The 12672-nt window shown below is 29.3% G+C and carries 13 protein-coding genes and 1 pseudogene; 2 read left to right on the plus strand and 12 right to left on the minus strand.

Annotated features, from left to right (window positions below; translation table 11 throughout):
* Positions 1-377: 377 nt before the first annotated feature.
* The 12 genes and pseudogenes from V5784_RS03125 to rfbA all read right to left on the minus strand — a co-directional run bounded on the left by V5784_RS03125 (position 378) and on the right by rfbA (position 11421).
* Complete coding sequence (locus V5784_RS03125; RefSeq protein ID WP_336887593.1) at positions 378-1580, minus strand: Coenzyme F420 hydrogenase/dehydrogenase, beta subunit C-terminal domain; 1203 nt, start codon at positions 1578-1580, stop codon at positions 378-380.
* Positions 1580-2209 carry an acyltransferase gene (locus V5784_RS03130; RefSeq protein ID WP_336887594.1) on the minus strand — a complete coding sequence of 210 codons (630 nt, stop codon included), beginning with the start codon at positions 2207-2209 and terminating at the stop codon, positions 1580-1582. The genes V5784_RS03125 and V5784_RS03130 overlap by 1 nt, the downstream gene beginning before the upstream one ends.
* 8 nt (positions 2210-2217) lie before the next feature.
* The gene (locus tag V5784_RS03135; protein WP_336887595.1) at positions 2218-3045 is read right to left on the minus strand and encodes an aldo/keto reductase; all 828 of its coding nucleotides are present in this window, start codon (positions 3043-3045) and stop codon (positions 2218-2220) included.
* Between the two features lie 9 nt (positions 3046-3054).
* Positions 3055-4554: an oligosaccharide flippase family protein gene (locus V5784_RS03140; protein ID WP_336887596.1), complete on the minus strand. Its 1500-nt coding sequence runs from the start codon at positions 4552-4554 to the stop codon at positions 3055-3057.
* Position 4555: 1 nt separating this feature from the next.
* Positions 4556-5653: a polysaccharide pyruvyl transferase family protein gene (locus V5784_RS03145; RefSeq protein ID WP_336887597.1), complete on the minus strand. Its 1098-nt coding sequence runs from the start codon at positions 5651-5653 to the stop codon at positions 4556-4558.
* A 132-nt stretch (positions 5654-5785) separates the two neighbouring features.
* Positions 5786-6280, minus strand: a complete 495-nt coding sequence (locus tag V5784_RS03150) for a cupin domain-containing protein (RefSeq protein WP_336887598.1) — start codon at positions 6278-6280, stop codon at positions 5786-5788.
* A gap of 86 nt (positions 6281-6366) precedes the next feature.
* On the minus strand, positions 6367-6672 hold the full coding sequence (locus V5784_RS03155) for a sugar phosphate nucleotidyltransferase (RefSeq protein ID WP_336887605.1): 306 nt from the start codon (positions 6670-6672) through the stop codon (positions 6367-6369).
* Positions 6647-7150, minus strand: coding sequence for a sugar phosphate nucleotidyltransferase (locus V5784_RS03160; RefSeq protein WP_336887599.1), 504 nt, complete (start codon positions 7148-7150; stop codon positions 6647-6649). Before V5784_RS03160 ends, V5784_RS03155 begins: the two co-directional genes overlap by 26 nt.
* Positions 7151-7254: 104 nt before the next feature.
* Positions 7255-8550: a sugar transferase gene (locus V5784_RS03165; protein ID WP_336887600.1), complete on the minus strand. Its 1296-nt coding sequence runs from the start codon at positions 8548-8550 to the stop codon at positions 7255-7257.
* Positions 8551-8880: 330 nt separating this feature from the next.
* Entirely contained in the window at positions 8881-9723 is an 843-nt protein-coding gene (gene rfbD / locus V5784_RS03170; RefSeq protein ID WP_336887601.1) for a dTDP-4-dehydrorhamnose reductase, read from the minus strand.
* 178 nt (positions 9724-9901) lie between these two features.
* Positions 9902-10481 (minus strand): annotated as a pseudogene (gene rfbC, locus V5784_RS03175) (dTDP-4-dehydrorhamnose 3,5-epimerase).
* A 76-nt stretch (positions 10482-10557) separates the two neighbouring features.
* Positions 10558-11421, minus strand: a complete 864-nt coding sequence (rfbA, locus tag V5784_RS03180) for a glucose-1-phosphate thymidylyltransferase RfbA (RefSeq protein WP_336887602.1) — start codon at positions 11419-11421, stop codon at positions 10558-10560.
* Positions 11422-11846: 425 nt separating this feature from the next.
* Here rfbA and V5784_RS03185 point away from each other — a divergent pair, with 425 nt between their 5' ends.
* The gene (locus V5784_RS03185; protein WP_336887603.1) at positions 11847-12251 is read left to right on the plus strand and encodes a nucleotidyltransferase substrate binding protein; all 405 of its coding nucleotides are present in this window, start codon (positions 11847-11849) and stop codon (positions 12249-12251) included.
* Positions 12248-12574 (plus strand): nucleotidyltransferase domain-containing protein, encoded by a 327-nt coding sequence (locus V5784_RS03190; protein WP_336887604.1) that lies wholly within the window; start codon positions 12248-12250, stop codon positions 12572-12574. Before V5784_RS03185 ends, V5784_RS03190 begins: the two co-directional genes overlap by 4 nt.
* Positions 12575-12672: the final 98 nt, after the last annotated feature.

Consider the following 12672-nt stretch of genomic DNA (forward strand, 5'->3'; position numbering starts at 1 on the left):
CGATCTTAAATTTAAACTTAGAAGAGTAAGTTTTTCGTGTATTCATAATCAAAATCCCCCATATTGTTTTCTTAAATTATACCCTATTTTTTTGCTTAAGGTTAAACACTCTTTGTATGAATTTATACGACCATTATAGCCTACTTTGTATCTAAAGCCACTAATAAAGACTATTAAAAAAACAGCCAAATTATAAAAGTATCTATGATATTTAGATAAATAAAATAAGGGTATTAAAACACCCAAGAATAATAACTATCCCATTATTTCAAAAGCTTAAAAAAAGCTTATCCTCCTTTTTAATCTGAAATTAAATGTAACATTTTATCAGGCTTCTAACTTTTGTTTCCTTTAAGTTATTTTTTATTTTTCTTTTTTTAGTGCACCAGAAAGTGGTAGACCATCTTTAATAGCTTCTTTATAAATCTTAAAATTCTAAATTTTCTTAAAGTTTTTTTTATTCTTTTAGAAAGTGAGGGTTTCAATAGTTCAGTAACTAAGTCTGAAAAATCTTCCTCTAAATATCTTTTAAAAAATTCACCCCTCTTTTCTGTTAAAGGAGCAGAAATAGTTAACGCTGAATTCCCTAAATAAATATCCTTAACACTTGTTTTTTCATAAATTAAATTTTTACTTATTTTTTCTAATAACTCTCTTCCTTTTTCAGAATTAACCATAAAAATAGATGTTCCTTTATCTTGATCCAAATGTTTTTTTATCTTTTCAATCCCCCAAAAGTCTCCTAATGAAACGTCTGAATATCTAGGTAACGTTTTATATTTACATTCATGACAACTTGGTCTTAAAAAAAGTGGCCCTTCTAAATAACCTCTCATATAGACATCTGTATACCTATCTTCAATGTATTCTTTACCATTCTCAAAAATAATTTTAGTACTAAATCTATGCCAACCGTACGTCTTGTTTTTAAACCAAACTCTTTTTATTTTTGAGTTATACTTATTCTCCATACTTTTCAAAAATTGTTCATATGCTTTAGGTGAAATAACTCCTCTACATAAAAAATCAATTAAATATAAGTTTTTATAATCTTTATTTAAATAATTTTTCAATCCTGCAATATGACAGGGTGTCCCTGCAAATAAAACTTTTTTACCTTCTAATAAGTATTTTTTTACTTCTCTAAAAGATTCTCCAATCTTACTCTGTAAATATTTTGATTGCTTAAGAGCCTCTAAGCCTTCCAATGTACTAGCATAATAATGTTCTACTAAATGTTGTTCATTATATCTTGCTCCAAAAACAACACCGCCTTCATTTATTATAGAAGTGGCTACTTCTATAAACATACCACCCGAAGTACTTTCAACTCTATTTTTTTCATTAGTACTGTAAGCTGCAACTATCTCTGGGATATCTAAAGCTGTCTCTATCGAAGCTTTCTTTAGAGCTGGGCATACTTCTACACAAGCATTACACTCTATACATTCAACATTATTTACAGACGGATACCAAAACCCTTCTTGATCATTTTTCATAAGAATACAATCTGTTGGACATATATTATAACAAGCGTCACAACCACAACACTCTTCTTTTTTTATGATTTCATCTATCATTACTTCCACCCTTTTATTTGTTTAACTGGCTTAGCTGGAATTCCTACTGCCAGCATATTCGAAGGAATATCTTTATTAACAACTGATCCAGCCCCTATTATTACATTATTACCTATTTTAACACCTTTTAATATTGTAACATTATTACCTAGCCATACATTATTTCCAATTGTTACTTTTTTATCAATAACACTCTTCCTTCCGTCTTCATAAAATATTTGGTGTGCGTCTGTATCCCAAATGGTTACCCCTCTTGAAATTGCTACATTCTCTCCGATTTCAATTGATTTTTTACATCTAATTTGAGATCCTGCATTCATGAATCCACTGCCTATTTTTAAAGTAGCACCCTTAAATATACAAATATCAGCATTATAATATATTTTAAAACTATTTTTAATATTAAAAGTTGCCTCCTCTTCTAACCGAAGATAGGATTCAGCCTTTGCCCCTTTAATCTTTCCTACATTGATATGAAGTGCCTTTCCTATATTTATTTTAGAACCTTTTCCTAGACTTAAAACTGCCCCTTTATATGGTAATATCTTTCCTTTAATATTCTTTTTCAAGAAATTAAAATAAAAAAACTTTATTATATTTAATTTAAAAATTATATCTATTTTCTTCATATTTACTCCTATAACTTTGTAAAATCACAATTATCAGGATTATGCCTAACCCTATAGTTTTCATTTAAAAGATTTATTTTATCCATTTCACAGTCCTTTAATTCAAAATCTAAAATATCTATGTTTTGTTTAATCCTTTCTTTATTAGAACTTTTAGGTACGGTAGGTATATCATTTTGATAATTCCAACGTAAAATTATCTGAGTAACTTCTTTATTGTATTTTTTAGAAATTTCTACTAAAGTTTCGTTCTCTATTAATTTTTTATCCATCCTTGCAAAAGGAGAATACGCTTCTACTATTATTTTTTTATTTTTACAATACTCAATTAATTTTTTTTGTGATAATAGAGGGTGACGCTCAACTTGGTTTATTACTGGAATTATTTTAGCTACTTTCAATAACTCCTCTAAGTGATGTTCTTGAAAATTGCAAACACCAATCGCCTTAACTAAACCTTCTTCATATAACTTTTCCATCTCTTTCCATGATTTGATAAATGTATCTGGATTTGGCCAATGCATTAAATATAAATCTACATATTTTACTCCTAACCTTTTTAAACTAACATTAAATGCTTTTCTTATATCTCCATCTCTTTGAGAAGTATTACTCAATTTAGTTGTAATGAAAACATCTTTTCTTCTTTTAAAATTTAATTTTAATGCTAATCCAATCCACTTTTCATTGCTATATGCTGATGCTGTATCTATTTTTTTATAACCTGATTTAAAAGCATAAGTTATAGCTTTTAATAAAGTTAATCCTTTCATCGGCCATGTTCCAATCCCTATTAAGGGCATTTCCATCTCATTATTAAATTTAATTTTTTTCATAAATTCTCCTTATTTTCGTTTTATTAGTTTTATAATCAAACTCTTTTCATAATCATTTAACCCAAATATATAAATAAATACTGAATAGATAGCCGTATATATCAATCCAAATATTATAAAGTTGCTTAAGATATCCAAATCAATTTTAATATAAACATAGACTCCAAATAATAATGGAACTATTAATGAAGAAAATAATAAACTCATTTCTTTCCAAAAATATATAATATCTAATTGGAGATATTTATGGTAATAAATATTCATTATTATTCCACTACCTATAAAAAAAGCTAACCCTGTTCCTATAGCGGCTCCTATACCCCCATAATGTTTTGCAAGTGGTATGCTCATCGATAGATTAACAATTGATATAACAAGATACATTTTCGACTTAAACTTATGTTTATTTTTTGCTCTTTGTATCTCATTTCCTATGTTTTGAATTAACGGAATTGTTACTGGAGTAATAATAATCAATAATATATAATATGCACTTACATATTCTACTCCAGCCCACATTTTTATAAATGATTTACCAAAAATATATAATCCACTCAATATTAACATCATGATCGAAAATTGTATTCTTCCAATCTTCACAAAAATTTCTGTTAATTCCTTATTATTGTGTCCTTCTGCTACCAATTTATTTACTTTAGGTATAAATACACTTGATATAGTTGTAGAGATTGATAAATAATAAATATTTAATTGAGATGCTATACCATATATTCCAACTGCTGATGTTCCCCAAAATCTTCCTAAAATTATTTTATCTATATTCCAATTTATCTGATCTATAATCATGTTTAGAAATATAAAACTTGAAAAAATAAATATTTCTTTCATTAACTTAAAATCAAAATTGTTAAATCTAATTTTTATATTTATATTTTTCTTACAATAAACTACACTTCCTAAAAATGTCAGTATTTGCATAATTAAAGTTATTAAAACTAGTCCTTTAGATTTATATCCTATTAATAATACTACTACAACCAATATAGGTGTCATAACAGTACTAAACATCTGTAATAGTTTAAAGAAAATAAATCTCTCATTGGCTTGAATATATGTTGTAAATACTGATTTAGGAAAAGTTAAAGCTATATTTAATGTTAATATTAACATTAAATTTCTAGCGATTTCTATCTCATCACTTGTTAATTTACTTCCAAATAAAATACCTGCTTTACTTGATAAATAAACTCCAATGATAACTGTAATTACAGATATTAGAGAAAATATAGTTAAATACATACCATTCAATTCTTCTATTTTTTTATTTTCTTTCTTAATTGAATATTTAGAATAAATTCTCATATACGAAGCTCCTAAACCTAAGCTCAATAAAGATAGATAATTTATTGTAGATGCTACTAGTGTATATAACCCGTATTCTGACATACCTAATTTTCTTAACATATAAGGTGTGTATATGATAGAAATTCCATATCCTAAAAACATTGAAATATATGATAAAAGTGCGCCTGCTTTCCGTTGGTTCATTTTAATTATCCAAAGCATTTTTCAAATAATTTAATGCTTTCTTTCTTTCTATTTTTAATATTTCTTCACAATGATTAAAATCAATATTAAAATAATTTTCTCTATCAAATACTTCCTCTTTTTTTCTATTTTCAAATTTAAATTTTGAAAGTATAGTATCCATTCTTGAATTCATAGAAACATGATTTGAAATTCTATTGAAAACTATAAATGGAGTTTCCATTAGTATAGAAAATACTACTCCATGAAAAGAATCAGTTAAAAATAGTTCTGCATTTGCAATATAATCAACCCACTCTCTAGGATCTGCCATATATAAATCTGGTATATTTTTATCACATAAATTAATTATATCAAAATTATTTTCTTGAGCTATTTTTTTTACCTTCCTCTCATATTCTTCTTCTAAATCACCTAAATAATAAGTTAAAATATATTTTTTCTTTGTTTTATTTTCTTGTGGAAGAGAAAAAAACTTCCACTCTTCTTTAGTTAAGACCATTGTTGGATCAACTAACACTTCTGTGTCTCTTCCTGTTAAATTTTTAATTAATTTTGCCCCAACTTCTTCTCTGCAAGATAAAAAGGGAATTTCTTCCATCCATTTTTTATATTTACTTTGCCATTCGATTTCTATCTTAGAAACAGCAATACTTGGTGAAAACGCTATTCTTTTTTCTTTTGGTACAAATTGAGCAAAATTATTATCGCTAGCACCTTTTTCTCCAAAATTTGGATTCCAAATTTGATCACTTCCTATTATTACTTTATAATAATCACTTTGATCCAATTTGGTAATGTCATTATAATATATTTCAAAATTACTTTCATTTAAATATCGTTTTGAAAAATCTTTAAATCTTAATATTTTATTTTTTTCTAAAATAGAATTATTTAGCTTATATCCTAAGCAAATTTTAATAATCCTCTTAGTAAATAATATTAACTTTTTAATTAAACTCTTTTTATATTCTCTTTTATTTATTATTGTTTCTGGTTGATATCCATTTTTTTTTACTAATTGTTCTACAGCATAATTCTGAAGTTTATTTCCATAATTATCATAGTTTACTATCGTCAATATCCCTACTTTTTTCATTTTTTCTCCTTATAAGTTAAGCTTATTTATTCCTAATCTAAATATTTTGTTATATCACTATTTCTAGTATAATCTTAGAATATACTTAGCTTCATTTTTAAAATTATTATTCTTTATTCAATTTACGTACTTTTAACATCTTTTAAAGTCATCTTCTATTCTCACTATATCATCTTCCCCAGTATATTCTCCTACCTGTGCTTCGATCATTACTACCGGTATCTTTCCTTCATTAGCTAACCTATGGATCTCATCCATCTTAATATAAGTACTCTCATTGGGTCTGAGTAATTTCATTTCATCTCCTATAGTTACAGTAGTTGTTCCAGAAACTACTATCCAATGTTCATTTCTATGGAAATGTTTTTGTAGGCTCAATCTTTTCCCTGGTTTTACCTCTATCCTCTTAACTTTATATCCCGGAGTATCTACCAATACCTCATATGTCCCCCATGGCCTATGAGCTTTTAGATGAATATTCGGCAGGGGCGACCCTTCTTTTTTCAACTTCATTACCCTTTCTTTTATTTTTTGGCTCGAACCTTTTTTACTGATGAGTAGTGCATTCTCTGTATCTACTACTATGAGATCTTCTACATCTATTAATTCAGTATGCTTCTTAGTCAATACAAAGTTATTATTTTCATCGTTGGGCAGTTCCTCTGCCAGTGCATCAAAACTTCCAACATCCGACCATTTTATATTTGATAGTATTACACCTTCACTATATCAGATTTTTCCATGACAGCATAGTCTATACTGTCATCTGGAATATTTAACATATCATCCGTCTTTATTCTCATTTGTTTTTCTTCTAAGTTTATCTTATTTTCAAAGGCTGCTTTACTAGCCTCATATATTTTAGGTGAATTTTTTTTTAATTCCTCTAAAAATACCCCAGCCTTAAAACAAAACATCCCGCTGTTCCAATAATAATTTCCAGCTTCTAAATATTTTGTAGCCGTCTCCAAATCAGGTTTTTCATGAAATGCCTTAACATCTAATCCTTGTACTTCCATTGTCAATTGTACATTTGGTACTCTCAATATACCCAGTCTCAGCGAACTCTGGTGTAATACCAAAGGTTACCAAATTATCTTCTTCTGCCAATCTTTTAGCTTCTACCAATACCCTTTCATATTCCACTTCATCTTTTATTAGATGATCCGATGGAGTCACCAATACTACCTCATTGGGATCGAGATCAAAACATGCCAAAGCTATTGCAGGAGCAGCGTTTCTTCCTACTGGCTCCAGTAAAAATTTAGCATTTTTAAAGTTATATTTTTTATCCTCTTCCAATTGATCTACAGCTAAAAAGTATTGCTCTGTATTTGAGATAATAAAATTACTGTCACATACCTTATTATTTCTTTCCACTCTCAACGGAAACAATGACTGATCATTAAATAATTTAACAAACTGCTTCGGCATCAATGTACGACTTACCGGCCATAACCTAGTCCCATTCCCACCACATAATATGATGTTTATCATAAATATTTCTCCTTATCTATCTTTAATTTAAATTCTAATGATCCAACACAGAGATCTCTGAGCCTCTGCGTTGAAAGTTTTTTTATTCAAAATTACTAGTGCATCTATCTCCCCTTTACAGACAGTACCGTCTTTACCGTCTTAAAAAATGTCCCTATGTCCATGACAAAGTTTTGATACTTTATATAGTAGAGATCAAATTCCAGCTTCCTGAGTGAATCTTCTACAGTAGCTCCGTAGGGATACATTACCTGTGCCCATCCAGTTAATCCCGGCTGTATACTATGTCTCAGATTGTAAAATGGAATTGTTTTTTCCAGTTCTTCCACATAGGCTACACTCTCTGGTCTTGGTCCCACGAAAGACATATCTCCTCGAAATACATTCAACAATTGAGGTAATTCATCCAATCTGGTTTTTCTCAAAAAATCACCTATTCTTGTAATCCTTGGATCTCCTACAGTTGTCCAGCTTTCTTTTTCTGGATCAAAACCTATCTCTGCCCAGTGTTCTTTGGTTATCATACTTCGAAGCTTATATATCTTAAAAGGTTCATTTCCTAAGCCTATCCTCATCTGGCAAAATAGTAGAGGTCCCGATTCTTTTTTATCTATAAATCCTACTACCTTTAGTAGAATGACTGTTATAAGCATAATTGGTAAAACGGATATTGATATTATAATCGCCACCACTATATCAAATAATCTTTTAACCCTTCTTTGAATACTATTGTGTAAAATATCAAATCCCAGGCTGTAGATTAACCATTCTTCATCTATCTTTGTTACATCTATCTTTCCTTCTACTTCCTCATTAAACTGCCAATAGGTCTGTATTTTTATTCCTTTTAATTTAAGATCTAACAATAAATTTTTATACTCTTTTAAAATAGATTTTTCTGTTATTATTATCAGATCTATTTTTTTTTCAAAAACAATTTCTTTTAAACGTTCTATATTTTCATTACAACATTTCCCTATATATACATATCTGTCGGACTTAACAATACTTTGTTTTATTTTATGAGTCAGTTCATTTTCTCCTGTTAAAAGAACATTTATTCTATTTTTATTTAAACTTGCCAATAAATATTTAACTAAATTTGCAACTACTATCATTACTATAAATACACCAAATTCTTTTTTACTCCCTATAAAAACATAGTTTATTCCACCTAAAATAGAATTTATTACTACAGAATATACTATATCTTTTTTAGTTATTTTCCCATTACTAAAGTCCAAATACCCTATAAGGTAATAAGCTAGACCCATAATTAAAAACATAGTATAAAAAGCTAAATTATCTGCTCTACGGAATATTCGATATAATTTATAATAAGTTATATATATTATTATAAAAAATATAACCCTTGTAAGTATATTTTTGTTATGCTTCATCTCTCTCCCCTTCTTCACAAAATCTATATCTATTAATATTTTGATGATACTTTTTATGGGTATTCTCCATATCTTACCATATCTACCCACTATTTAACAGGAAATAGGCACTCCCAAAATGTCTCTGCGACTAAAACTTTTTTTCCTTCTATTATCAATTATACCCTCTCACTCCCCTCCTGTGCTCCCCTAAAAACTTCCCCGTAATTACACCCCTACAATCGAAATACGGTAAACTAGAAAACAGCACAGTTACAACCTTAAATGTCAGCGGTCTTACAATTTAAAAACTTTTAATATCCATCAAAAAAAGGGGTTAGACCCCTATTTTTAGTTATTTATCTCCTCTAAAAACCTGTCTATGGCATCCTGCCAGCTTGGCATTTTTTCACCTATTACCTTCTCTGCTTTTTCACTAGATACCTTAGAATACTCTGATCTTTTAGCCGGCAAGTTAAAGTCAACTGTTCTAGCTGTTCCTAGCTCTCCTCTCCAACCAATTGACTCCAATACATATTTTGCCTGTTCATACTTGCTGCACTCTCCACTATTTGAAAGTTGATATAATCCAAACTCTTTACTTTCTATTAGTTTCCATGAAAACTCTGCCAAATCTTTTGAATACGTAGGTACAGATACTTGATCATCCACAATATTTAATTTATCTCTTCCTTTGGACCAGCCTATAACCTGTTTATTGAAGTTGTTATTAGCAATCCCAAAAACCCAGCTTGTTCTTATTACAAAAGTTTTTTCATAGGCTGCCAAGGTTTGTTTTTCTCCCTCATGTTTAGATTTTGCATAGACTGACGGAGGATTAGGTATATCTTCCTCTGTATAAGGAACTTTTTTATTTCCTTCAAATACAAAACCTGTTGAATATGTTACAAATATTGCTCCTATTTCTTTTGCTACAATCGCCATATCTCTTGGAGCATATGTATTTAATTTATAACATAGTTCCCTCTCTGACTCTGCTTTATCCACATCATTGTAAGCAGCACAACTAATTATGTGAGTATAGTTTTCGCCTTTTACAAATTCTCTAATTTTTTCTATATTGGTTATATCTAACTCTTTATAATCTGTAGCTACATATTCTATCTTTAATTCATCAAATAACCTTTGAAAATCATGACCTAACTGCCCATTAGCCCCCGTGATTAATATCATATTCCACCTCTTGAAAATTCTTAGACGCAGACTAAATTCTAACTTTTAATACCGACAAAAATCTGACTCTTTATCTTAGTCAAATAACTAAAAGTCTTCTTTTCAAAGTCTGTTAAAGTCTGCGTCAAAAAATCTTTTTATATTTAAGTTATGTTCACTAGTTACATTTTTTTTCTTCTTATAACTTCACTCCACTCTCTATGAATTCTTTTAGTGTCTGTTGTACTTTATCTTTTTCAGATAATAAGATTTCTTCTTCTTTCCATCCATATTTCTCAAAGCTCCAATCAATATTTATATCACTATCATTCCATAATACTCCCGAATCAAATTCTGGTGCATAGTAATCGGTACACTTATTATTGGAACTCTGTGTCAGATTCTAAAGTTGAAAAACCATGAGCAAATTCCTCTGGCACATAGAACATCTTTTTATTTTGTTCTGTCAACTTCACAATGAAATGTTGTCCAAAAGTTTTACTTCCAGATCGTAGGTCTACAGCTACATCCAATGTCGATCCAGCTATAACTCTTACTAATTTTCCTTGAGTATGCTTAGTTTGAAAATGTAATCCTCTAAGGACACCTTTTTTAGATTTAGAATGATTGTCTTATACAAAGTCCATATCCAATCCAATCTCTTCAAAGTCTTTCTTAGAATAAGATTCCATAAAAAATCCTCTATCGTCACCAAAAACATTAGGCTCAATAACAACTAACCCCTCTATCCCAGTTTCTATTCTTTTAAATTTTGACATTTTAATTTCTCCTTTTTTTGACGCAGACTAAGTTCTTATTTTTTATAAATGTCACTCGTTATTTGTCATAATCTTTCTACTTTATAAGATTCATTAAATACTTTCCATAATGTGATTTCAATAATGGTTTTGCTAATTTTTCTACCTCAACCTTATCTATCCATCCATTGTTATACGCTATTTCTTCTAAACAAGCCACCATAACCCCTTGTCTTTTTTGTACTGTAGATACAAAGTTGGCAGCATCTAGTAATGCTTCATGGGTTTCTGTATCCAACCATGCCATTCCCCTCCCTAGATTTATAACATTTAAAGATCCTTCATCTAAATACACCTCATTTAGGGTTGTTATTTCTAATTCTCCCCTATGAGATGGCTTTACAGCTTTTGCTTTTTCTACCACTGTATTGTCATAGAAATATAATCCCGGTATAGCAAAATTTGATTTTGGATTAGTTGGTTTTTCCTCCAATGAAACTGCTTTCCCTGTTTCGTCGAGTTCTATAACTCCAAAAGATTCAGGATTAGTTACCGGGTATCCAAATACTGTAGCTCCCTTTGTTCTTTTAGAAGCGTCTGTCACCATTCCAGTAAGACCATGACCATAAAAAATGTTATCCCCAAGCACTAAGGCACAAGGTTCTCCATCTATAAACTTCTCTCCTATAAGAAATGCTTCCGCAAGTCCATTTGGATTTTCCTGTACTGCATATTCTAACTTCATCCCAAAGTCGCTTCCATCCCCAAGCAGCTCCTTAAAAGTAGGGAGATCTCTAGGTGTTGATATAATAAGAACCTCTCTTATATCTGCCAGCATAAGTTCCGATAATGGATAATATATCATTGGTTTATCATATATTGGGTTTATCTGTTTAGATATTGCTTTTGTTATTGGATAAAGTCTTGTTCCAGACCCTCCAGCTAGTATTATTCCTTTCATGCTTTCATCTCCCCCTAAGTAATTTATTAATGTTCTTTAATCTATAAAAAATTTAAAATCTAAAATAAATAAATGGGTTATAGGTAGACGCCGATACCGATAACATCGATAATAAAATTAAAGATGAAATATTTTCAATATCAAATTCCTTCCTTATTACTAGATTATACCTCCAATAGTTAGAAAAGGAATATTTTAATTTACACTGAATTTGGGAAACACCTTATCTTTTTCTTGGTTTAAAATTCCATAGCTTATAGTCGCTGACCTTCAGCACATAAATTTTATAAAAGTTATACGAATATTAACTTTTGACCATGATTATCAATATTTTGATTCCCGATTATTAAAATATTAAATGTATACATTAAATTTTATGATATAATTATTATAAATAATAACAAAATCAAAGAGGAGAAATAATCATGGCTAAACGATGGGATGAAAGAATATCTGATTACAAAAATGCATTGGAACGTTTAAAAGAAGCTATAGAAGAAAGTAAAACAATAAACTCATCCACCATAAGAGATGGTGTTATACAAAGATTTGAATTTACACTAGAATTATCCTGGAAAGTCATGAAATATTTCCTTAATTCTGAAGGTCTTACAGAAGCCAAAGCTCCTAGAAGTACTATTCGGACAGGATTTAATAATGAAATCATACAGGATGCTAAACTGTGGATAGACATGATTGAGGATAGAAACCTCACTACCCATACCTATTCCCAATCAACTTCCGATGAAATTTATGAAAAAATAGTTAGTTCTTATTATGAAGAATTAAAAACGTTTTTCCTAGAAATTAAAGATAAAGAGGTAGAATGATGTTTGGATTAGAGGAGAGGTCAGAGGGAGAATTAAGAGCTATTTTAATTCTACATGGGGTAGAAAAAGCAATCATTTTTGGTTCTAGAGCAAGCAAAAAATATAAAAAAACTTCTGACATAGATATCGCTATCTTTGGTGATTTCAATAGTACAGAAGTGAACTTAATAAGATGGGATATAGAGGAAAGTAGAGTAATATATTTTGTAGATTTAGTTCATTTTGAAAAGGTGACCAATGAGAAGTTTAAAAAGAGTATTTTAGAAGGCAAAGAATTTAAAATCTGGGGCTGTTGCAAGTTTTGTGTAAACTCTAAAAATTAATGTAAAACTTTTATAAAAAGAGGAGTAATAATTCTTTAATTATTGCTTCTCGTTTTTAATATATTAGAACTTTATTTTTTGTATGTCAATAGCAGAGC

It is taken from the genome of Psychrilyobacter sp., from assembly GCF_037132775.1.
In the GTDB taxonomy this organism is placed as follows: domain Bacteria; phylum Fusobacteriota; class Fusobacteriia; order Fusobacteriales; family Fusobacteriaceae; genus Psychrilyobacter.